The following is a 22315-nucleotide window of genomic DNA, read 5'->3' as shown; positions in this document are numbered from 1 at the left end:
GGGAGCCGGTTCTCCAAGCGGAGATGCCGCCATCCATTACTGTCACAAATTGTAAAGTTTCTACTTATAAGAAAAACGAAATAATCGGGAATACTCTTAGGCGTGCTGGCACACCAGTCATTATTCTATATTAATAAAATCTTAGAATCATGTTAGCGGATGTGCTTGACTAATTGGGACCACTGCTAAAGTTACTGCAGCTTTTTTGTAGTGCAAGCCGGATTGGAAACATTTTTTGCTCACTCAGGTAAAATTTATTTAATACAGTGGCTGCTCGCAGCCGGCATTAGCAGAAATGATATTAGTAAATATTTATGACACCGTCACACCGTTGCTACAAAAGTACAATGAGGAAAAGTCACTTTTTTGTCACAGTGAGCGGTCGTCGATTTGTGCGGGGCACGGCGCATCAGCAGTACTTATACCTTGATACAAAAGACTTCTGGCTACGTTGTGCCGGGATTGCCGCTCTTAGGCCCGCGCGCCGAAGCTAATTGCCCTTCCCGCCGGAGTCTCGCACACTGAACAATTTGCACGATCTTTACCAATTGCATAAACATCTGGAATATAACTCAAACCACTCAGAGACCACTGGAATAACAGGCATGATGTAGTCATAGAGTTGCCTTGTATTGTCTATTTTTTGACAGAACGAGTAAGCTTCCAGACATAAAGGTCATTATCGGCAATGCTAATACATGCTTTAGGGAAAAAATGCTCTTTCAGGAGGAAAAGTCACACGGGCTGTTGTTTCCGACGAGGAATCAATGACTTTGACTGTGGGGGGAATGACTTCAGGAGGCGGCACAGACTCAGTGCCGGCACTGAGACGGCACCTTTACCACGGTGACAAGTAGAATGGCAGCCACACCGGACAGGGACGCGCCGAAGAGAAAGGGAGCAGCGCCCCCTTCAAGCTGCCAGATGCTTCCGAACAGCAGGCTCGCCGGCAGTGCGCCTGCACCAACGGCGAAGTGGAACCACCCGAACGCGGCGCCGACTTCCGCTTCCTTGGCCAGGTCGGCCACGAACGCCTTTTCCACCCCCTCGGTAAGGCCAAAGAAGATTCCGTAGAGCGCGAAGAGGAGCCAGATCTCGACCTCGCTTCGGGCGAGGCCGAAGCCCAGGTAGGACAGGGCATAGACGCACCAGCCGGCAACGATCACAGACCGTCTGCCGATACGGTCTGAGAGGGCGCCAAAGGGCATGGTGGAGAGCATCTTCACCAGGTGAAAGAAAGCCCACAGAAGCGGCAGGCGGTATGCCGGGGTCCCGACCGCTCCTGCCTTCAAAAGGAGAAAGGCGTCTGAGGAATTGCCGAGGGTGAAAAGAAAGAGGATAAGCAGGTATCTTCTGAGCGGACCTGCGGGAAGCGCGGTCAGGTGCAACCGCCGCCCGGGTTGAAGGACCTGTCGGGTTTCCTGCACCTTCCATATGATGAGAAGGACAGCCGCGATCCCCGGGATGCCGGCAAGCCAGAAGAGCTGCCGCAGGTCGCTTATGAAGTAGGCAAGCAGAAAGGTCGCGATGAGAGGCCCGACCAAAGCCCCGGCGTGGTCCATCGACCTGTGGAACCCGTAGGCCTTCCCTCGCATGGAAGGCTCCACGGAATCGGCGATCAGCGCGTCGCGCGGCGAGGTGCGGATACCCTTCCCTACCCGGTCGCCGGTCCGGATGAGCAGCACGGTGAGCGGTGTGCCGGCGCTCCCGATCAGAGGCCGCATCAACGAGGAGATCGCGTACCCCGACAGAACCAGTCCTTTCCTGCTGCGCACACGATCAGACACGATGCCGGAGATAAGTTTCAAAAAGGAGGCGGTGGATTCAGCCACTCCCTCAATGGCCCCGAGGAATACAGGACCTGCTCCAAGCACTCCGGTAAGAAACAACGGCAAAAGCGGGTAGATCATCTCGCTTGAGACGTCGGTAAAGAAACTGACAAGCCCCAGGATGATAACGTTGCCGGTAATGCCTTTGAACACGGCGCACCTCCAGGGTTTCAGTCTAGCCTATCGGATCACTGTGACAACCGCCTCAGCCGCCGCACCAACAATAATTAAATCTAATCAATTCTATTGACATTTGGGGTCGGATTTATTACGTATCACTGGAACTAAATCCTTACAGAGGCGGGAGGCAAGGCATGGAGAAGAGAACGGGTTTCATCGGCGGCGGCAACATGGCCGAGGCGATCATCAAGGGGCTTTTGGCGGGTGGCGTTCCTGCCGCCGAGCTGGCGGTCTCCGAGCCCTCCGAGCCGCGCCGCAAGCAGCTCGCCGAGCGTTACGGCGTGCAGGTGCTCTCGGACAACGTCGCCCTTTGCCGGATGAGCGACACCGTGATCCTCGCCGTGAAACCGCAGGTCGCCTCCCAGGTGCTCTCCCACCTTGAAGCGACGCCGGACAAGCTCTTCATATCGATAATGGCCGGGGTCAAAAGCGCAGCCATCGAGGGGATGCTGGGGGCCGGCGCCCGCGTGGTACGGGTCATGCCCAACACGCCGGCGCTCGTGCTCGAAGGGGCATCGGCGATCGCCCGCGGCTACAACGCCACCGAGGACGACCTGGTGCTCGCCCGCAGGATCTTCGACCTGGTCGGGACCACCTGCGTCGTGGAAGAGAAGCTCCTCGACGCGGTAACCGGCGTCTCCGGCAGCGGCCCGGCCTACGTGCTCACCTTCATCGAGGCATTGAGTGACGCAGGCGTGAAGCACGGCCTCACCCGTGACATTGCGACCGCCCTCGCCGCCCAGACCGTCTTCGGCACCGCGAAGCTCCTCCTCGAGAGCCACGAACACCCGGCGGTACTGAAAAGCAACGTCGCCTCCCCCGGAGGGACCACCATCGCCGCGATGCACTCCCTCGACCGCGACGGCTTCCGCGCCGCCACCATCAACGCGGTCGACGTCTGCGTGGCGCGCTCCAAGGAGCTGGGGGAAAAGTGAAAGTAAGGACGATGGTACTCGTGCGCGGCCGGGTGCAGGGGGTCGCCTTCAGGCACCACACCGCCCGGACCGCGGCCCGCCATAACGTCTCCGGCTGGGTGCGCAACCTGGCCGACGGCTCCGTCGAGGGGTGTTTCGAAGGGGAGGAAGACGATGTCCGGGCCATGGTGCAGTGGTGCCGGCGGGGTCCGGAAGCCGCACGCGTGGACGAGTTGATCGAGAAGGCGGGTCAGTACACCGGTGAGTGCACCGGTTTCAGCATCAGGTACGGCGATGAATAGTCACAGGAGAGACGCAATGAATAGATGGATGACGCTGCTTGTGGTCCTGCTCACGTTACTCATCGCTGCATCGGCATTTGCGGCGAAGGAGAGCCTCGATCTGGACAAGGCGGTCAAGATCGGTAACGGCAAGACCACGGTGATCGAATTCACCGACCCGGACTGCCCCTACTGCCGCAAGGCGGAGGCCTATTTCCAGAAGCGGGCCGACGTCACACGCTACGTCTTCTTCGTCCCGCTGAAAACGCATCCGATGTCCAAGGACAAGGTCCGGTACATCCTGTCTGCGAAGGACAAGGCGAAGGCGTTCCACGAGGCGGCTTCCGACACCTTCGACAAGAGAAAGCTCTCCGAGATCACCCCAGCCGGGATTAAGCTTCAGAAGGAGCACGAAGAGATCGCGAAGGAGAACAAGATGAACGCCACCCCCACCTTCATGATCTACGGCAGGATCGTCGAGGGCTTCGACCTGAAGAAGCTGGAGCAGTTGCTGAAATAGCCCTCCTCATTCCCTCTCCCGCCGTGCAACTACCACTCCCCTCTCCCCTCGGGAGAGGGTCTGGGTGAGGGCCTCGGCGGCTACAATACCTCACTCCGTGGCAACGCCCTCACCCGCCCTCCGGGCACCCTCTCCCAGGGGGAGAGGGACTCGGAAGATCATCGCGGACCGGAACTGCCTTTGATCGGCCACCCTTTCTCATATCCCTCCGGGAAGAAGTTCTCGCGCGTCCGGTTGAAGTAGCCGTACTGGATCTTCGGGAACTGAATTTTACTTGTGTATTTCCAGCGTGTTACCCCCACAAGGCGGTTCAACTTTCCAAAAGTGTATAACCAGATGTACAACTTTTGGAGGTTGTGTCCAATGGTTTCCGTAGCCGAATATCTGTACCGCAGAGGCAGAAACTACTATTTCCTTATCAAGATTCCTACCGACCTTAAGGCCCACTTCGGGGGCCGCCAGCACCTTGTCAAATCTCTCAAAACTTCTAGCCTCTCAGAGGCTAAGGCTGCCGTAGAGCCCCTGAGGGGCAAGACGAAGACTGCCTTTATCCTCATGCGCTCTGGAATTTTAACACCAGAACAGATGGAGATAGCCTTAAGCCATCTTCAAGAAAAGAAGAAGCCTCAGGCACAAGAGAAAATGCTCTCTGATGCGATCCGCATGTACCTTGAGGAAAAGAAGCCCAACCTAAAGAAACGGACGCTACGGGACTATGAGACCATCTTCGCTAAGAACGTTGCGATCATAGGAGACAGGGATATAAACGCTGTCACGCGAGAAGATGTTGTACGTCTACGCTCAACACTGATGGCCGAAGGCGTAAGCCAGCGGACCTGCAATACGCACATCGTCCATTTATCTTCTATGTTCAAGTGGGCTGTACGGCTTACCCTCTGCCCTATAAATTGCGCAGAAGGTTTAATTTTAACATTGACAGGTCGCCACGACTCGGAACGTAAGAGATTTGACACAAAAGACCTTCAAATGATCTTCGCCACCATTCCATTAAAGGATGGTGACGAGTGTAATGTATGGATACCACTCATTGCGCTATATAGCGGAATGAGAAAGGAAGAGATATGTCAACTGCAAAGGGCCGACATCCGACAGGAAGAAGGGGTGTGGGTCTTTGACATTAACTGCAAAGGAGAAAAAACAACCAAGACTGAAGCTGGGCTTAGGCTCGTCCCTATCCATTCGGTGCTGATTCAAATTGGTTTCTTAGAGTTTTGCAGAGTAAGAGCAAAAGGCAGAGACACAGGAAATTTGTGGGGTTTTATCCAGTGGCGCGAGTCTTGGGGGAAGAAGTGGGGTGGACAGTTCAATCACTGGTTTGCAACAAATATACAGACAGAAAAAGGAAAGGTCTTCCATTCATTCAGGCATACCGTTGTTGATGAACTAAAACAGTTAGGGGAGCCTAAAGAGCTAGTTTCCGAGTTGATCGGACATGTCGTCAATGACATGACATTCGGGCGCTATGGTAAAGGTTATTCCGTACACGTCCTCAGGAAGGCAATTGAAAGATTGTCGTACGACATTGATCTTTCCCGAATCAATACTTTCATTGCCAAATGTCATGAGAGGAGCTTGTAGCCGCATGCATATCCTCAAATTTTCTGAAAATCGCGCCCCTTATTTCACTAGCTTTTCCACAGGCAAAGTATTAATATACTAATGTTTTAACGCTAATCCACCTAGCCATAATATACCTGTGAATCGTTGCTGGTAGCTCACAAATTATCTTCGGAGGGATAAAAATGGAACTAACCATCAGGACCTTAGCTTTTGTATCTATTTTCAGTTTGGCGGGATGCGCCACGCAAGGTGTAAACTCGACCCACTATACTGCTCCAGTTCAGGCTAAAATAGCCAACGAGGCTACTGTGCAAAAGCAGAACACACAGGTCTGGGATGGTCTAGTTAAGGAGATATCTAAGAGTTTCTATGTAATTAATAACATAGACAAAGAATCAAGGATTATTAATATTTCTTTTAGCACAAATACACCGTCCGATTATGTTGACTGTGGATTCACCGAAAGGACATATACGCAAGGTAATAACGTCGAAAAATTCGATTATAGAGTGGCAGGTAAATCCCGATTTAAGATGGCAGGTGACCAACAACCTCATCCAGCATGGGCCTCTTATGCAATCGTTGTGAGAGAACCAAGCTTAGAAGGAAGAATGAATATTTACGTTGCACCAGCTGAATCAGACAAAAATAGCACTCAGGTTACGGTAAACACGCGTTACATTTGGACAGTAAAGGTTAAAGGTGAAATGTATAATGAACATGCTAATAGGAATACGGTGTTTATAGGTAATATTCCGGAATCAACTTCAAACACTATGTTCAATACAAATACAACTGGTGAATATGATGCCGGCAAAGGTACTATAATTAAATGTGTATCAACTGGAAAATTAGAAAATGAAATACTTGGTCTTCTTAAAAAATAGAAACGTCACATATCAATGTAGATTAGGTGCATTAACAAATAATCACTTCGTGTTTATGCGAAAAACGCGATTAGACCAATATACAGAGGCGAGCCTTATGAGCTAGCCTCTGTATATTTAGGACTGGGACGCCAGTGATCGAACTTGGGAATGACGGGATCAAAACGAGTTGCCTTACCGCTTGGCTACGCCCCAATATTATTGAATACTTGGGCTTAAACACCGAGGGAGCGTTTAGTTCCTTGAATAGATCACTGTGTAGCAAGCATGTAGCAAAAAAAGATACACTCCCACAGAGTGGATGGGTCAAGTCAGAAAATTTCTTGCAGGTAAAGCACAGTTTTGGTCAACACTCCCGACTACAACAGCTTTATCTTGGAGAGTAGATCTCTTTTGGGAATATTAAACCCAAATGAATTATACTGTGCATTCGATGTTGATATTCTAAGAAATACTTCACCACCATGAGCAGCTACGATTTTTTTTACAGTAAACAGTCCAATTCCAGCCCCATTTACATGTTTATCTAACGCGTTTTTACCTCTAAAACCAAAATCCCACAAGCGAGATATTTCCTCTTTATTGATAGGTATCCCTTTATTAGTTATTTTCACTGAAATGTTGTTTTTAAAATCATCAAGAGCAATTTCAATCGGATTAGAGCCGAAACCATACTTAATAGCATTATGAAGCAACTGACTTATTGCAGATTCAATAGCCTTTTGATCGCCCCATATTGATAAGGATGAGCAATTGGATGGAAGCTTTAAATTAATGTCAATATGCCTTTCGTTAGCCTCACTCTGTAAGTGGTCCCTCACAGTGTTTATGCTGTCCAGTATCCTAAAGTCGCCACCATTCTGAATGTTGTATTCTGGATCAACGGCAATTCCAAGCTGTTCAGCCACACGAAATGTTCCCATAATTTCTGCTTCGGCTTCCTTTGCTTTTGTTTTCATTTGGGGTTCATCATACAACCCCCGCGACATGTTTCTTAATTTTGCTATTGTTGCCTGCACTGAACTCGCGATATCATGACCAATTTCCTTAACATAGTTCTCTAAGACTTCTAATCTTATTTTTAAAGCCTCTGACTCTTTGATATTGTCCACGTAAGACAACAGATCTAAGACGTCAGTGTTCAGCTCCTCAATTTTAAAATCTTCTTGCTTTGGCCTGAAGACACCGATAAACAAATATTGAGTTGAAACTCCTACTGCTGGTAGATAACAAGCTTTATACGCAATTTCACCATCTTCAACCAACTGACTAAAAACCTTGAACATTTCAGGACTAAGCTTGTGACAGTGTGGAGTGGGGACTTTTGAAAACCTTTCTTGCAGGTAGGCTTTAAAATCCTCAAACTTAGAACCGAATAATGGCTTGCAGTTCATATTATAAGAGCAAATCACATTGTCATTGCTCAGTTGGTCAGACATACTCATAAGAAATGCTGAGTTGAGAGAATTATTGTTAGCTATTACCTCCATCAGCGGAGCAAAGAGGCTATCATATTCAATTTCGCATACTTCAACCTTTAATGCAGATTCAACCGAGAACATCTTCCACCGTCCTTTCAAATACTTCAGGATCAACAGGTTTTTTGAGGAAAAAAGCTAGTTTGTATGATTCAATTCCAGAAAGTTCATGCCTTGTACCTGTCAAAATACCGATCTTAGTTTCAGGGCATTCCGCAGTGATATGCTTGATGAGATTTAGGCCAGTAGCCTTATAATTGTCAGTCTCTTCTGCCGTCCATACGTTAGAACCTATTTGCATATCAACTATTGCTAAATCAATCTTACTGGCTGCAAGCTTTGTAACGGCATCATTTGCGTTGGGTGAGAATATAATGTGATATTTGGCCATAAGCGGTAACATTAAATCTTCCATTTTTCTAACTTCATCATCAGCCAACAAAATTGTTTTTCGACCATGAGAGAGGGAAATTTCTTCTATTTCTTTCCAGTCAGTGTCAAGTAGATTTGCCTTAGACAATTCCTGAGAAGGTTCAATGCGTATCATAACCCCAAATTCTTCGTTGACGATGCGCGCTGAGTTTTCATCAATTAATACCTTAATTATTGGCCTTCGTATCTGGTGAAGCCAGTACGCAATACTTTTCTCAGTTGGAGGCCTTACTATAAGCTTGAAAATAATGGTTTTTTTCGTATTTTCTGTTACCACAAACACATTATGACCAACATCCCATTCATCTACGATATTGTGCTTAAACCAATGCCAACAAGACGTGCCATCCATTTCTTTATATGTGCTTCTCAAAACGCTTATCGGTGCTCTTTCTGGCCCGATGTCTAACTCATCTATTATTCGTAGCAGCGCACCTATCTTCTTCGGAAAGCCCGCTTGAGTTGCTAACTGTGTCTTACGATGAGACCGTGCGATTTCCACAAGGAGTCCACAGTCAGATGCCGAAATACCCAAAGCACTTAAAAAAGAAAAATTTTGATCAACATAATTTTTAACCAATTCGTTATGGGTCTCTCTGATATATGCTTCAACATTAGCTGAGTCAGTCGCTTGGTCTCTACCTTGAAAAAGTTCTTGATGGCTTTTTTCGCTCAAAGGGACGACCATTCCTAGGTCATGAATACATATAGACAAGGCTAATAAATAGGCTTCTCTTTCATTCAGCCCTACGCCATGCTCGACAAGCATTGAAGCTATCTTAAGCATATTGTCAATATGAACTTTGCCATGCAAGGTGAAGTACTTAAACTTTGCTGAGTGATCCAGCAGAGCTTCCGCATGCTTTTTAACTGCTGAAAATGTCCCTAGCTTTTCGGGCGAAAGAAGTTGAAGCAGTGCATTCTTCAAAAGGACCTCCTTTTTATCTACGTTTAGCAATTGACCTTTTAGCACATTAACCAAAACATATAAAGTTTTATTTCTGCGATAGCAAGAGAAGGCCCAAAGTTTGTACAATGTTAAGTATGGGTATACCCTAGACTGACGTCAGCTAATTTCCCGAGCTGTGTCAGAATAGGGTTATCTGCCTTGTTGCTTGACAACCCCAACAGTATGTTTTAGAATCTAACCTGACACTATTCTTGCTTGGAGGAGGGTAGCATGAAGGGGCAACTCGTTGGCTATGTTCGCGTCAGTTCAATTGAACAGAACACCGACAGGCAACTAGAAGGGCTTCCGCTAGATCAGGTGTTCACTGACAAGTGCAGCGGCAAAGACACCAAGCGTCCTGAATTGGAGTCTATGCTCAAATTCGTTCGTCATGGTGATACCGTGATCGTCCATTCAATGGACCGCCTAGCGCGTAACCTTGATGATTTACGCCGAATAGTCAAAACACTCACAGACAAGGGGATACGAATTCAGTTCGTCAAAGAGAACCTAACTTTCACAGGTGAAGACAGCCCGATGTCAAACCTTCTGCTTTCGGTAATGGGCGCTTTCGCCGAATTCGAAAGGGCATTACTCAAAGAACGCCAGAAAGAAGGGATTGCCATAGCCAAGGCCAAGGGGAAATACGGGGGCAGGAAACGTAGCGTAACTGAAGACCATGTTGCGTCGATCAAGGCAAGAGTCGCCGCGGGCGAGAAAAAGGCAACTATAGCACGAGACATGGGAATAAGCAGGGAAACTCTCTACCAGTACCTAAGGACGGCGTAACGTCATTAACGAAATTATTGGTAGTATTTCAACCTGTTTATGCTCGTTATTGGCCTTTTTTCAACTTTTGCCCCCTCCGAGGCATCCGTCGGAACAATTTCCGATGAAATGTCTTGCAGTTTTTTCGGACCCGTCCGAAAAAGCAAAACTCTTAATGGAGGCAGCGTATTGGCACAACTTCGGACAATCCGAAGTTAGAAGTTAGATGTACATCCGTTATAGGAAGTGGCGGCGGTCTCGTGAGGAGGGGGCGATCATCCGGTCTGAACCCCACCTAAAGCTCCCCCACACAACTTTCTGTTGAAAATGTTCCTGTAAATTTTTCTCTTTAACAAGGACGCCCACATGGCCACAGATTATGACTATTCTATTCCGCTTGACACCAATGTTTCAGCTTGTTCTGAACGTTTTTACGACGCTGTTACGTACATAGCCAAAGAGATAAAGGAAAGTTGTGGATTTAAGAGGTGGCACGAACGTCATAACGAACACTTGCGGCTGATTATAGTCAATATATACAAAAATTACTGTGTCAACACAACACTTTACACATCTTATTCGAGAAATCGCAATGCGTATAATTTGATAAGTAGATACAACGTTATCAAAATTAGGTATGATGCTACTGTAAAAATAATCGATGCACTCAAACAATTAGCCTATATCGAAGGGGTAAAGGGTTTTAGCTTCAAAGAACAGAAACGTTTCAGAAACGCTAGGATGAAAGCCACAGACAAATTAATTCAACTTCTAGAAGAGCGATTTGAATTTTCTCCAACTTTTATCGGAAGGGCTGACGACGAAGAGGTCATTATCCTAAAGGATGCCGAAAAGAAATTAATAGACTATACCGAAACAAACGAAACAACTAAAACGCGTCAAAATCTTCAATTTATTAACTCTTTATATCAAAGTCATTTCATCGGGTTGCGCATCTCAGAAAGAGAAATAGATAAACTCAATGAAAAGGCAAGAGCAAAGCAACGTTTAGACCATGACGACCAGCCTGAGTTTATTGACTACAGCAGGATAAAGATGAAGCGAATTTTCAATAACTCATTATTTACAGAAGGAGGGCGATTTTACAATGGTTGGTGGCAATCTGTGCCAAGCAGGTACAGACCCTATATAACCATCGACAATGAAACTACAATAGAAATTGATTTCAGCGGATATCATGCAAATATTTTGTATATAATTGAGGGTTTGCCCGTTCCTGAAGATGACGTTTATCGTGTATGTGACCTGCCAAATAGTGCTCGAAAGCCTCTAAAGCGAATATTCAACATCTTGTTAAATAGCAAAAATATGAATGGAGCTATTAAAGCTGCCAAGGATATGATTTTGGAAGAGGGTTACACTGACTTATTCGCTAATGTTTCTATAAAATCAGTAATATCAGCTTTTCAGGAAAAACATGCTCCAATTCGAAAATACATTTTATCTGGTTTTGGCATTAAGCTTCAGTATATTGACTCAAAGATAGCTGAGGGGATAATGCTAAATTTGGGGCGACAAGGTATTGTAGCACTTGGAATACACGACAGTTTTATAGTTCAACGTAAGTATAAGGAAGAATTGCTATACGTTATGGCTGAAGAGGTAAACAAGCAATTTGGTAAAACTATACGCTGTAAAGCTGATCTAACTGCTTATGAGCTTGACATTCAAACTCTGAGACGTGAGCTTAACGTTGAAGATGTTCCGCAATCTGAGGAGGAGTATGAAACAGAATGGATACATGAATCTAGTGGATATAAAAAGAGGTATTCAGAATGGTTACAACTAAGAGGTAGTATTGATAAATAAACAAGTAGTAACTGAGTAATTAAAAGTTAAATCCTACAGGTATAGTATTTAAATAAGTGCGAGGGGGTCCCACCCTCGGGGTTCTCCCATAACTAAGATGGTTAAGAAGTTTAATTTTTTTGATATTATTCTGAAAAAAATTCAGAAACTACTTATAAAATACCCGACTCAAACGTATATAATATAGTGAGAACAAAATTATTTGCTCTCAATATTATTTATACTGGAGTCATAAAATGAAAAAGCAGAAGCAGTTTTACACCACTACTAAATGTAATTGCGATATGACAGCCCGTGAGATCAACAAAGACCTTAACGATGTAGCTCAGAAGTGTGCGATTGGGCACAAACTACTGCAAATATTGAACGAAAGGTTTAACGGATGCATGGCGGCGTTTAAACGTTGGGTGCGAGCCACGCTGGATAAAGACGAGAAGAGCATAGTTCGTTATATGACGCTCGCAAAGAATCAGGAGATGCTTGAGCGCCGTGGGATCATTCGTCTCAGTGAGGCTTACGAAATTCTCGGAATCGACGGCAATTTAAATGACCTCATGGCGTTGGAGGTCTAAGATATGGTTTTCCCAAAAGTTAAGCATTGCAAGGTGTGTAATTGCATTTTTTCCCCTGTTTGGGATGAACAAAAGGAATGCACCGATTGCACTCCGCTGAGGTGCGATCCGATCAAATTAGAGTTAATGCGTAGAATAGCTAGGAAGGTATGGAAACAAGCAGCTTAAAGTGTTAAAACCTAGCCGGAGCGAAAAGGGGCATACGAGAAGTATGCCCCTTTCCTTTTCGTGGGCTGTAGGGGGAATTTGAAGCAAAAAAAGGCCAAACTGCTTGACAGGATGTACTACTAACTGTACAACCAGAGACGGAAAGTTGGACGTACGCGGCATCCCGCCGAATCCGCTAAGTACCTGAAATTGGCCACCCTTTCTCATATCCCTCCGGGAAGAAGTTCTCGCGCGTCCGGTTGAAGTAGCCGTACTGGATCTTCGGGAACGCCAGCTTCACCTCCTGCAGCATCCGGTACATCCCGATCCCCCTCTTTTCCGCACCCATCCTCTCGTTGTAGAAAGCGGGATCGATGGAGAGGTTGCGCATCTGCAGCATGTCCACACCGGTCGTGTCGATGAACTTGAGAAGCGCCTCGACCTCGGAAGGGCTGTCCGTCACGCCCGGCGAGACGAGGTAGTTGATCATGGTGAAGAGACCGCGCTCCTTGGCCGTCTTCACGGATTCCACCACGTCGGCGAAGCGGTACCCCTTGGGACGGTAGTAGTTGTTGTAGAACCCCTCCTGCACCGAGTTCATGGAAAAGCGCATGGAGTCCATGCCCGCGTCGCAGAGCATGCGGATCCGGTCCGGCATGGAGCCGTTCGAGTTGAAGTTAACCGTGCCGCGTGAGCTGCCGGCTTTGAGCCTCCTGGTCGCCTCGGCAACGGTGTCCGCCTGCATGATCGGATCCCCTTCGCACCCCTGGCCGTAAGAGACGATCGGCTCCGGCGCCTGCAAAAGATGGGGCAGCATGAGCTCGACGATCTCCTCCGGTGTCGGCACGAACGGGATGCGCTCATGGTTCGAGGGGCAGCAATCGGACGGCTGCAGGCTGATGCACCCGAGGCAACGCGAGTTGCAGACAGGCGATGTCGGGATGGGCGCTTCCCACCTGCGGAAGAAAAGGTTCTTTGCCGCGAAGCAGTGGTAGTCGACGGCGCAGCGGGAGAGCTGCTCGATCAGCCTGTTCTTCGGGAACTCGGCGAGCATCTTGCGCACCAGGGGATCTAGCTTCCTGTCATCGTAGTTTTTCGGAAGCCAGTTCTCGTTGGCGTCCACGCGGGTCGCCGCCACCACGAAGCGCTCCGTCTCCTCGTCCCATCCCACTGCGGTGTAGGACCAAAGCGGCAGGTGCACCCTTTTCTCGGCGTATTCGCAGGCGGGGAGCAGGGTGCGCATGTAGCCCGGGGCCATGAAGGCGGAGACGGCCTGGATCTTCATGCTGCGCCGTCCCTCCTTGACGTGGCTCACGGTGCGAAAGCGCCCTTCGCGCTCGTCCCAGGCGACGGGCGGTGTGTCGGGTATGGTGAAGAGGCGGCTGTCCTCGGGGAGCGGGATCAGCTCCACCGACTCGGGAAGCACGGCTTCGTTGGCGCTCATGCCGGCCATGGTGAGGTACGGGTGGTCGTAGATGTTGCCCTGGCTATCGGCGTAGAGCAGTTTCGGCAGTCTCTTTCTTTTCATGTCTTCCCTGTGGGGCACTCCCCGGTTTCGGTCTGCGCGGTCGGCCCCGGATCCAGGCACCGCCGACAGCCGCTTACAGTAGCAAAAAAGCGTGCGGCGGGCAAGCAGGAGGCGCCACCATTTTTCTGTCACCACCGCACATAAATGGGCTACAATCCCCGCCCATGAAGATACTGTTCACCACACTGCACGCCAAGTACGTCCACGCCTCCCTGGCCCTCCCATATCTCGCCGTATCGGCCCCTCAGCTTCCCGGGGTCGAATACCGCATTCTCGAGCTCACCATAAACGAGCACCCGGACGTGCTTTTGGCGAAACTCCACGCGGAGCAGGCAGACGTCGTTCTTTTCTCCTGCTACATCTGGAATACCGAACTTACGCTTAAGCTCGCCTCGGACCTGAAACAGCTGCAGCCTAGCGCCTTCATCGCCCTTGGGGGACCCGAGGTCTCCTTCGGAGCCTTCGACCTCATGGTGCGGAACCCTTCGGTGGACTGCATCGTCCGTGGCGAAGGGGAAACGACCTGCCGGGAGCTGATCGGCGCCCTGCACCGGGGGCAGCCGCTGGACGAGATCGCCGGCCTCACCTACCGGGAAGGGGAAGAGGTGATCGCCAATCCGGAGCGAGGCGCCATGGCGCACCTCGACGACATACCCTCCCCCTTCTCCGCGTCCCTCGTCGACCTGAAAAAGCCGCTTGTCTATTACGAGACCTCGCGCGGCTGTCCTTTCTCCTGCGCCTTCTGCATGTCGTCGATCGAGCAGGGCGTGCGTTCCTTCTCCATGGAAAGGATCAAAAAGGACCTGCTCATACTTATCGAGGCAGGAGCCCAGACGGTGAAGCTTGCCGACCGTACCTTCAACTTCGATGCGGGACGGGCCAACGAGATCTGGCGCTTCATCCTCGAACACAACCGCGGCAGCAAGTTTCACTTCGAGATCGCGGCGGAACTGCTCACCGAGGATAACCTGGCCCTCCTGGCGCAGGTTCCCGCCGGCGTGTTCCGTTTCGAGATAGGGGTGCAGTCGGGGGGAGAAGAGACGCTTGCCAAGGTGGAGCGGAAATCGAGCCTGGAGAAACTGTACGGCAAGGTGGCGAGGCTCAAGGCGACGACGGGTGTGACGGTTCATCTCGATCTGGTGGCGGGGCTTCCCGGCGAGTCGCTGGAGGGCTTTCTCGCCTCGGTGCAGGGGCTCTTCGCCCTCGGTGCCGACCACATCCAGGTCGAGCCGTTGAAGGTGCTGAAGGGAACCGCGATGCGCGGCATTGCCAGGAAGGAAGGTTACGCCTACTCGGAAGCGGCACCGTACAAGATACTGCGCACCCCCTGGCTTTCCTTTGACGACATCCGTCGCATCGAGGGGATCAGCCGCCTGCTCGATCAGGTCTGCAACAGCGGCAGGTTCACGGCGAGCCTGCACGAGTTCGCCTCGCACTTCCCGCTGTCGCAGCTCTTCTCGATGGCGGCGGAGTTCCTCGAGGGGGAAGGGGTGAACGGCAACCTCTCCCTCGCGGCGCTCTTCGAGGCGGTATGGCGCTTTGCCGGAAACGCCCTCACGGGCGAGGGGCTCGAGCGCCTGCGCGACGCCCTCTGCTACGACTTCTGCCTCACCGGCTACCCGAGCGGCAACACCCCGCCCTTCTTCGACAAGTTAAGGCAAACCGTGGAGAGCCCCCTCCCGGCACGCCCGGCCTCCACCCCCGGCGAGCGGATCAGGCAGTATCGCCGCTGCTTCGCGCGGGACTACCGCACCTTCCCTTGGCGCGAGGAGGCGACCGGGATCACCTTCGTCTATCGCTCCGCACCGGGGGAAGGACTTAAGGTGCAGGTCATCATCTAGCCCCTATCCGTTGCATCCGTTGCATCCGTTGCATCCCTTGCAGTCCCGGCGCCGCAGGCGATACTTAATCGTCTCCAATCCAGGACGGGAAGGGGGGAGCATGGAATACTTCACCGTTTCCTGCCAGCGCCGTGGCAGCGTCAGCGTAGACGGGCTATACCAAGGCGAGAACACCAACGGCGACACGCTCCGGGTCTTCCAGTGCAGCGCCGGTCTGCACGACATCTCGCTTGAGTGCCGGCTCGGGCAACGGTGCCGGGAGATGACCCAGAGGGTGCTCATCTCCCGGACCAATGCCATCGTCCCCATGGTGATCCGCTTTTTCTGCGAACTGCAGCAGTAGTGCCGCTACACCGTCTTCAGCACCTCGAGCAGAAACTTCCAGTAGTTGCCCACGCTTTCGATGTAGACCCGCTCGTCCGGGGAATGCACCTTCTCCATGTTCGGGCCGAACGAGATCATGTCGATCCCCGGGACGCGCTCCCCGATGATGCCGCACTCAAGCCCGGCGTGCACCGCCTTCACCTCGGCATCCCTGCCGTACAGGTGCCGGTAGCAACCTTTGGCGACCTTCAGGACGTGCGAGTCCATATTGGGCTGCCACCCCGGGTACCCTTCGCTCACCTCGAGCTCGGCGCCGGAAAGCTGCAGGGTCGACTCGACTGTCTCCACCATCTCGGCAAGGCGCGACGCGCTGGAGCTGCGCTGGCTCGTGATGAGGACGACCGCATCGCCGGTGGTGCTGATCACCGACACGTTGGTGGAGGTTTCCACCAGCCCGGGGATGTCGCTGCTCATGCGCTGGACGCCGCTGGGAAGCGCTGCGATGGCTCGCATGACGCGCAGCTGCAGGTCCCCTTCCAGCACCTGATTGGGCGGCGCCACCTCACGTGCGATGGTGAGCCGCACGCCTGGATCCACCCCGGCCAACTCCGCCTTGAAGGTACTCTCCAGTTCGGCCACCAGTTCCTCGCGCTTCCCCTGCTGCTCGGACGGCAGGTACAGTACGGCGGCGCACTCGCGCGGGATCGCGTTTCTCATGTTGCCGCCGTCGATGGCGGCCAGGCGCGCGCCGAGCTCAGCCATCCTAAGCAGCGCCCGGTTCAGGAGCTTGATGGCGTTGCCAAGCCCCTTGTCTATCTCAAGCCCCGAGTGCCCCCCCTTCAGCCCTTTCACGGAAAGGCGGAACGCCACGGCCTCATCCGGCGCGGCTTCGGTCGCAAGGCGCCAGCGCCCTACGGTGTCCTTGCCGCCGGCGCATCCGATGTAGAGTGCCCCTTCCTCCTCAGAGTCCAGGTTCAGCAGCGTCCGGCTTCTGACCAGGGCCGGGCTCAGGTTCTTCGCCCCCCTGAGGCCGGTCTCCTCCTCAACGGTGAAGAGGAGCTCGAGTGGTCCGTGCTCGCCGCTTCCCCCTTCCATGATGGCCAGCGAGGTGGCAACACCGATCCCGTTGTCGGCTCCGAGGGTGGTGCCGTTCGCGGTGAGCACATCCCCCCGGCGCACCAGCTCGATAGGATCGCTCATGAAGTCGTGCACCTTGTCCGCGTTCTTCTCGCAAACCATGTCCAGGTGGGACTGCAGGCAGACCGAAGGGACGCCCTCCCTTCCCGGCGTGGCCGGCAGCCGCACCACGATGTTGCCGCAATCATCCTTCGCCCCTTCCAGCCCGAGTTCGCCGGCACGCTTCAGGATGTAGTCAGCGAGTTTCTCCTCGTGCCCGGAGGGCCTGGGAATCGCGGCAATAGCCGCAAAACAGCTCCAGAATATCTGGGGTTCAAGACCTCGTATCGCTTCCGTCATGACTGCTCCCATAAATAAAGATGCCCCTGCGGCGCTGCCGCAGGGGATGATATTACCTCTTTGTCACTATGCACGCCCCGTTCAGAGCTTTTGCACCTTCACCTTTATGCGGTTGAACTGCGAGTTGGACTCGGGGGGCCAGCTCTTCGGCGGCAGTTGGGCGATTTCCTTCTGGATGTCCTTGATCCGGTCGATGGTCTCGGGGTGGGATGAGAAATACTTGGCGATCGTGTTGGGTTGCCTTTCCTCCGCCGCGTCGAGCTTCTTGAAAAAGCTCACCATGCCATCCGGGTTGTACCCTGCCTTGTACATGGTCTCGACGCCCAGGTAGTCGGCCTGGCTCTCCATCTCCCTGCTGTAGTACATCCCCCCCGCCTTGCCGAAAAGGTCGGCTGCAAGCTTCGAGAGCTCACCACTCTGCCCCCCAAGGACGAGGCTGACGATGAGGCTGTAGCCGTACTGCTGGGTCATTTGCCTCGTCGAGTGCCTGGCCACTACATGGTTCATTTCGTGGGCCATGACCGCGGCGAGCTCGGTTTCGCTGGATGCCGCCTTGATGAGCCCGGTGTTCACGTAGGTGTGCCCCCCCGGGATGGCGAAGGCGTTGACGCTCTCGTCCTGAACCACCTGGAAGGTGAAGGGGAAGTCCTGCTTGCGCACCCCGGTCAGGAGCCTTTTGCCGACCCCATCGATGTAAGCCTGCACCTCCGGGTCTCTTATGACCTTGTGCTGCTTTTCCACTTCCACGGCAAACTTGTCCCCGAGTTGCTGCTCTTCGGAGACCGAGATGAGGTTGAAGCCCCCTACCGATGACTTGTCGACGGCACAGCCGGAAATGATGGAAAGGCTGATCAGGACTGGCAACAAAAGCCTCTTCAAGTATTTCATCTACACACCTCTCTTTCTTTTTATGACAACACAGATAAATCGGCAGCCGTACTTACTGTTTCGGTGAATCCCTCCACTCAACCGCACCGAACGTTCTGTCACTCACAAAGCTATACACAAGACTTATAGTCCCTTCAGAGCGCGATTTGCTGCTTATATTAGCATAGTTCGTCTGGCGTATCGACTCGGAATATTGTATGCCGAGGGCGTGGTTTCCATGAACTCTCAAGGTGAAAAGCGCGTGCCCCCTGAAAACAGACTCCGAGCCGTCATGATCAGGCCCTAAGCTGCTGACGTAATACCCTCTCCCTGTCACGTCCAGCATCGCTCTTTCCCCGAAGAGTCCACTCAGGCCGATATACATTTGCGGCGTCGCTCCGAAGTGATACCCGCGTTCTTCGACCACATCGGTCTCCAGTCCCGTGGCGCCGAAACCAACCCCGCCCAATACCGAGCCCTGCAGTGCTACGTTTTGCCCCAACCAAAGCTGTCCGGTGGTTCCCATGGAGAGTGCGGTGCTCGAGACACGGAACAGGTACGGTGAGATGTAGTCATAACTCCCGTAAAGCCCCCAGATGCCACGGTAATTGTCACCCACTCCGTACCGTTTCCCTTTCAGCAGGCCGTGCACGGTCAGGGTATCGACCAGGTTGTTGGATGTGGGCCTCGCCGAGACTTCAAAGTTGAAGTAATCAAAGGGGCGGTGATAGGTGTATCCGGGTTTACCAGGAAGCCCGTAGCTCATGGAAAACTCGAGGATGCCGATTCCCTCGCGCGAGCGCGCTGCCACCTTGGCACTGATGTTGTTTGAGTGCGTGTCGACACTAGCCCCGAACCTGCACATCCAAAGCGTCGCCGGTTTGTGATTTGGGAAGATTGCATCGAAGCGCTTGCCGAAAGCCTCCCTGTTGAAGGCGGTCGACGGAGAAATCGCGGCCGCGGCCAACTCGTAACCGAAGGGCGGGCGGCTCCCACCTTCCTCAAGAACGAGTTCGGCCATGCGGAAAAGCGCCTCGCCCAGAAGGCTCCCCGCATTTCCGGTGGTGATGAGGTCGTTCAAGGACGGCCTGGAATTCTCGCCAGCCATTTCCCAGAGAAAGCTTCCGGCGTTGCTGTAGGCCAGCGATTGCCAGAAGTTCAGACCGGAAGAACGGGCAAGCCCGTACATGGTCGCCCCTTCGTAGGGATGGCCGAACTGGTTGACCTGAAAGGTGTCCTGATCGAAGGTCCAGTCCTGGTGCGTCAGCTGGCGCCAGAATGAAGACGGGTTGGTTGAGTAGGTTTTCCTTCCCTCCTCCGTTCTATCGTCGTTGAGAAAGGTTCTATCGAAGGCGTTGAGGGCGATGATGAAACCAGGTATCTCGAGTGCTGGGATGAGGTAGCTTTTCCCTTCGCCGGTCTCCCAAGAAAGAACCGGCCTCAAATCTACGGCAACTGTTTGGTGACGATCGACATCGGCTTTTGCTATTTGGAACAGTGGATGAAGACGCTCTGGCGTTCTCCACGTAAAAAAGGACGGGGCGGCGCCGCTGCCTGCTGCCTGCGAGACGCCCGACGCGCTGGGGGCTTGAGCTTCGCGACCTGGCAAGATCCCTTCGTCAGCATGACCTATCCCTGTAGTAAAAAGCGACACCGCCAAAAACACCGCGGCGATCGACGAAGATACCAAAGCATGGAGAAAACCCTTCATTCCGCCCCCTGTCATCTGGAAGATCAAGGAACCAGCCACTGCAGGATAGACAGCATGAAGCGAAGCCCGTGGACATGTTGCGGCAGAAAATGTCGGTAAAATTAACATATGACAATCTACACAGGTAGCCTGCTTTGTCAAGAAAGCTATCCACGCGCCGTAGACGCAAAAAAGCCCCGCTGGCAATACCGGCGGGGCTTTGAGAATAATACGGGTAGAAGAGCTACAACTTGCGGAAAGTCTCCATCTCGCGGTGCACGGCGCCTATCAGGCCGTTGATCGCCTCGATCTCTTCCAGCATCTTCTTCGCCTCTTCGGCCGTTCCCTGGATCAGCCGATCGACCTCGGTGACGTCGTTTCTGAGCACATCGCCGATGGCGATCTGTTCCATGCAGGTCTCTTTAAGTCGTTTGACCTTGTCGTTGTCTTCCTGGACGCTCTTCATGTACATCCTGTTGCCGCGCACCTGCTCGTCCGTGGAACGGGTGATCTTCTCTGAAAGACTACGCATTCGCTCGAGGCTGCGAACGATGAGCTGGGCCCCGGCCTCTTCCTCCTGAATGGCCCGGCTGAACTGTTTGACACGTGATAGGTTTTTCTCGGCTTCATCAGTGATGAGACGGCTCCCCGACGCCTGCTCGTTGGTGGCTGCAGCGATCTGTTGAACCATCCGGGAGGCCTCCGCAGCACTTTCCTCGATCCTGTGCAGTGCCTCGTCAGCTTTTTCCGAAACCCGCACACCTTCGGCAACCTTGTCCTTGCCCAGTCTGGCGGCGGTCTCGGCGGCAGCGGTCTCCTTCTGGATGTTGCCGACCAGCTCCTCGATCTCATCCGTAGAGGCGGAGGTACGTTTCGCAAGGGCGCGCACTTCCTCGGCGACTACGGCGAAAGCCTTGCCCCGTTCACCGGCCTGAGCGGCAATGATCGAGGCATTGAGAGAGAGCAGGTTCGTCTGTGATACGACCTCCTTGATTACGTCAAGGAACTCCCCCACACGCAATGAGTGTTGGGATAGCCGATTGATCGCCTCTACTGAGTGATCGCTGTACTCCTCTATTTCAGTCATGGCGGCGATGGTGGCTGTCATCGCATCCATACCGTCCGCCGCCTGCACCCGCACCTTGTCGGAACAGTCCGATGTCCCTTTGGCCTTGTCGCGGATATCGACGATCGAGTTGCCTATGGCGAGAATGGAGTTGTAAGTCTGTTCGGTGGAGTTGGTCAGCGCCTCTATGTTGGTAGACGTACCTTTTATGCTGGCGGCCATTTCCTCGATGGAAGCGGAAGTCTCCATCACTGAAGCGGAGTATTCCTGGATGCTCAGGGCGATGGCGTCGGTTGCTGCGCTCATTTCAGCTGAGATTGAGGCGCGCTCGTCGGTACGCGAAGCGATGTCTTCAATCTCATGGAGAAGGTCGCGGAAGAAGGCGTTCATATCGTCGATGGCACCAAGCGTTTCCTTCTCTCTTGCGGCCTGTCTTTCGTTGTCATCGACCGTCTTGGTGAAATCGGCGGTAAGCCGGTCGTGCCTGCCGGAGATGTCGGCGGCGAGCCTCGTCACGTTTTCGACCATGACAAGCACCCGCTGCATCAAAGCCTCATTGCACTCGATTAGACGGTGCAGTTCATCTCCGGTCCCGGTCGCTTCACCGACAGAAGCCTCACCGGTGATCATGACCAACGTCTTCAGTTGCTGCTCGACATAAAGCCGCAAGGCTTCCTTGATGATGTGATAGCAGAAGGTGCCGACGATGAATCCTGCGGCCAGACAGCCGAAAGCGTATAAAGGCGCGAAGGCCTTGCGGCCGAAGAAGATCGAGGAATAGAAGGGGAAGACGGCCCCCATGAGGAGACCAAAGCAAACCATGAAGATATAAGTGCTGCGTAGTGAGGAAAGATATTTGCGGAAAAACATAAATGCCCCAATTGCATATAAATATGCCAATTAGTACATTAAAAATGTTGAAGTGTCAATCTAATAGGTAGATATCCCCAGGCGACGATCTCGCAGGATTTACGAACCTGGAAAAGCGAAAAGCCCCACCGGATATCCAGTGGGGCTTCTCTATTAAATTCCCTGCGGCGACCTACTCTCCCACATCGTTACCAATGCAGTACCATCGGCCCAGAGAGGCTTAACTTCCGTGTTCGGGATGGGAACGGGTGTGGCCCTCTCGGCATTGCCACAGAGAAACTCTTC

General features: G+C 52.3%; 18 protein-coding genes and 1 rRNA gene. 10 read left to right on the top strand and 9 right to left on the bottom strand.

What is annotated here, in order from left to right; genetic code table 11:
• Positions 1-812: 812 nt before the first annotated feature.
• The gene (locus E4633_RS11860; RefSeq protein ID WP_135870480.1) at positions 813-1982 is read right to left on the bottom strand and encodes an MFS transporter; all 1170 of its coding nucleotides are present in this window, start codon (positions 1980-1982) and stop codon (positions 813-815) included.
• A gap of 161 nt (positions 1983-2143) precedes the next feature.
• Between E4633_RS11860 and proC the strand changes: the two genes are divergently transcribed.
• The 5 genes from proC (at position 2144) to E4633_RS11835 (ending at position 6192) form a co-directional block, all read left to right on the top strand.
• Entirely contained in the window at positions 2144-2944 is an 801-nt protein-coding gene (proC, locus tag E4633_RS11855) for a pyrroline-5-carboxylate reductase (RefSeq protein WP_135870479.1), read from the top strand.
• A complete protein-coding gene (locus E4633_RS11850) occupies positions 2941-3225 on the top strand; it encodes an acylphosphatase (RefSeq protein WP_135870478.1) in 285 nt (94 codons plus the stop codon). Before proC ends, E4633_RS11850 begins: the two co-directional genes overlap by 4 nt.
• A gap of 16 nt (positions 3226-3241) precedes the next feature.
• Positions 3242-3724: a DsbC family protein gene (locus tag E4633_RS11845; RefSeq protein ID WP_246038077.1), complete on the top strand. Its 483-nt coding sequence runs from the start codon at positions 3242-3244 to the stop codon at positions 3722-3724.
• A 363-nt stretch (positions 3725-4087) separates the two neighbouring features.
• On the top strand, positions 4088-5323 hold the full coding sequence (locus E4633_RS11840; RefSeq protein ID WP_162604989.1) for a site-specific integrase: 1236 nt from the start codon (positions 4088-4090) through the stop codon (positions 5321-5323).
• 164 nt (positions 5324-5487) lie between these two features.
• Positions 5488-6192 (top strand): hypothetical protein, encoded by a 705-nt coding sequence (locus tag E4633_RS11835; protein WP_135870475.1) that lies wholly within the window; start codon positions 5488-5490, stop codon positions 6190-6192.
• Positions 6193-6551: 359 nt separating this feature from the next.
• Here E4633_RS11835 and E4633_RS11825 read toward each other — a convergent pair whose 3' ends face one another.
• Positions 6552-7754, bottom strand: coding sequence for a sensor histidine kinase (locus E4633_RS11825; RefSeq protein ID WP_135870474.1), 1203 nt, complete (start codon positions 7752-7754; stop codon positions 6552-6554).
• Positions 7741-9030, bottom strand: a complete 1290-nt coding sequence (locus E4633_RS11820) for an HD domain-containing protein (protein ID WP_135870473.1) — start codon at positions 9028-9030, stop codon at positions 7741-7743. Before E4633_RS11820 ends, E4633_RS11825 begins: the two co-directional genes overlap by 14 nt.
• A gap of 252 nt (positions 9031-9282) precedes the next feature.
• Here E4633_RS11820 and E4633_RS11815 point away from each other — a divergent pair, with 252 nt between their 5' ends.
• From E4633_RS11815 to E4633_RS11805, 3 genes are all read left to right on the top strand, one after another.
• A complete protein-coding gene (locus tag E4633_RS11815; protein WP_135870472.1) occupies positions 9283-9840 on the top strand; it encodes a recombinase family protein in 558 nt (185 codons plus the stop codon).
• A gap of 345 nt (positions 9841-10185) precedes the next feature.
• Positions 10186-11649, top strand: a complete 1464-nt coding sequence (locus E4633_RS11810) for a hypothetical protein (RefSeq protein ID WP_135870471.1) — start codon at positions 10186-10188, stop codon at positions 11647-11649.
• 236 nt (positions 11650-11885) lie between these two features.
• Positions 11886-12221 carry a hypothetical protein gene (locus tag E4633_RS11805; RefSeq protein ID WP_135870470.1) on the top strand — a complete coding sequence of 112 codons (336 nt, stop codon included), beginning with the start codon at positions 11886-11888 and terminating at the stop codon, positions 12219-12221.
• A 343-nt stretch (positions 12222-12564) separates the two neighbouring features.
• On the opposite strand, the gene E4633_RS11800 is transcribed toward E4633_RS11805, so the two are convergent.
• Positions 12565-13896, bottom strand: coding sequence for a radical SAM protein (locus tag E4633_RS11800; protein WP_135870469.1), 1332 nt, complete (start codon positions 13894-13896; stop codon positions 12565-12567).
• Between the two features lie 164 nt (positions 13897-14060).
• Here E4633_RS11800 and E4633_RS11795 point away from each other — a divergent pair, with 164 nt between their 5' ends.
• Positions 14061-15737, top strand: a complete 1677-nt coding sequence (locus E4633_RS11795; RefSeq protein WP_135870468.1) for a B12-binding domain-containing radical SAM protein — start codon at positions 14061-14063, stop codon at positions 15735-15737.
• 100 nt (positions 15738-15837) lie between these two features.
• Positions 15838-16080, top strand: a complete 243-nt coding sequence (locus tag E4633_RS11790) for a hypothetical protein (RefSeq protein WP_135870467.1) — start codon at positions 15838-15840, stop codon at positions 16078-16080.
• A gap of 5 nt (positions 16081-16085) precedes the next feature.
• On the opposite strand, the gene E4633_RS11785 is transcribed toward E4633_RS11790, so the two are convergent.
• From E4633_RS11785 to rrf, 5 genes are all read right to left on the bottom strand, one after another.
• A complete protein-coding gene (locus tag E4633_RS11785; protein WP_135870466.1) occupies positions 16086-17537 on the bottom strand; it encodes an aminoacyl-histidine dipeptidase in 1452 nt (483 codons plus the stop codon).
• A gap of 81 nt (positions 17538-17618) precedes the next feature.
• On the bottom strand, positions 17619-18425 hold the full coding sequence (locus tag E4633_RS11780; protein WP_135870465.1) for a M48 family metallopeptidase: 807 nt from the start codon (positions 18423-18425) through the stop codon (positions 17619-17621).
• A gap of 52 nt (positions 18426-18477) precedes the next feature.
• Positions 18478-20115 carry a DUF3943 domain-containing protein gene (locus E4633_RS11775; RefSeq protein ID WP_135870464.1) on the bottom strand — a complete coding sequence of 546 codons (1638 nt, stop codon included), beginning with the start codon at positions 20113-20115 and terminating at the stop codon, positions 18478-18480.
• 223 nt (positions 20116-20338) lie between these two features.
• Positions 20339-21982: a methyl-accepting chemotaxis protein gene (locus tag E4633_RS11770; protein ID WP_246038075.1), complete on the bottom strand. Its 1644-nt coding sequence runs from the start codon at positions 21980-21982 to the stop codon at positions 20339-20341.
• A 207-nt stretch (positions 21983-22189) separates the two neighbouring features.
• Positions 22190-22306, bottom strand: a 5S ribosomal RNA gene (gene rrf, locus E4633_RS11765).
• Positions 22307-22315 lie beyond the last annotated feature (9 nt).

This window comes from Geomonas terrae, from assembly GCF_004791675.1.
GTDB lineage: Bacteria > Desulfobacterota > Desulfuromonadia > Geobacterales > Geobacteraceae > Geomonas > Geomonas edaphica.
This window is presented reverse-complemented; position numbering and strand designations above follow the sequence as displayed.

What these genes read in the sequence shown, in the direction of transcription:
- proC (WP_135870479.1), top strand. Translation starts at nt 2,144, where the DNA reads ATGGAGAAGAGAACGGGTTTCATCGGCGGCGGCAACATGGCCGAGGCG.
- E4633_RS11845 (WP_246038077.1), top strand. Translation starts at nt 3,242, where the DNA reads ATGAATAGATGGATGACGCTGCTTGTGGTCCTGCTCACGTTACTCATC.
- E4633_RS11840 (WP_162604989.1), top strand. Translation starts at nt 4,088, where the DNA reads ATGGTTTCCGTAGCCGAATATCTGTACCGCAGAGGCAGAAACTACTAT.
- E4633_RS11835 (WP_135870475.1), top strand. Translation starts at nt 5,488, where the DNA reads ATGGAACTAACCATCAGGACCTTAGCTTTTGTATCTATTTTCAGTTTG.
- E4633_RS11825 (WP_135870474.1), bottom strand. Translation starts at nt 7,754, where the DNA reads ATGTTCTCGGTTGAATCTGCATTAAAGGTTGAAGTATGCGAAATTGAA.
- E4633_RS11815 (WP_135870472.1), top strand. Translation starts at nt 9,283, where the DNA reads ATGAAGGGGCAACTCGTTGGCTATGTTCGCGTCAGTTCAATTGAACAG.
- E4633_RS11810 (WP_135870471.1), top strand. Translation starts at nt 10,186, where the DNA reads ATGGCCACAGATTATGACTATTCTATTCCGCTTGACACCAATGTTTCA.
- E4633_RS11805 (WP_135870470.1), top strand. Translation starts at nt 11,886, where the DNA reads ATGAAAAAGCAGAAGCAGTTTTACACCACTACTAAATGTAATTGCGAT.
- E4633_RS11800 (WP_135870469.1), bottom strand. Translation starts at nt 13,896, where the DNA reads ATGAAAAGAAAGAGACTGCCGAAACTGCTCTACGCCGATAGCCAGGGC.
- E4633_RS11795 (WP_135870468.1), top strand. Translation starts at nt 14,061, where the DNA reads ATGAAGATACTGTTCACCACACTGCACGCCAAGTACGTCCACGCCTCC.
- E4633_RS11790 (WP_135870467.1), top strand. Translation starts at nt 15,838, where the DNA reads ATGGAATACTTCACCGTTTCCTGCCAGCGCCGTGGCAGCGTCAGCGTA.
- E4633_RS11785 (WP_135870466.1), bottom strand. Translation starts at nt 17,537, where the DNA reads ATGACGGAAGCGATACGAGGTCTTGAACCCCAGATATTCTGGAGCTGT.
- E4633_RS11780 (WP_135870465.1), bottom strand. Translation starts at nt 18,425, where the DNA reads ATGAAATACTTGAAGAGGCTTTTGTTGCCAGTCCTGATCAGCCTTTCC.
- E4633_RS11775 (WP_135870464.1), bottom strand. Translation starts at nt 20,115, where the DNA reads ATGAAGGGTTTTCTCCATGCTTTGGTATCTTCGTCGATCGCCGCGGTG.
- E4633_RS11770 (WP_246038075.1), bottom strand. Translation starts at nt 21,982, where the DNA reads ATGGTTTGCTTTGGTCTCCTCATGGGGGCCGTCTTCCCCTTCTATTCC.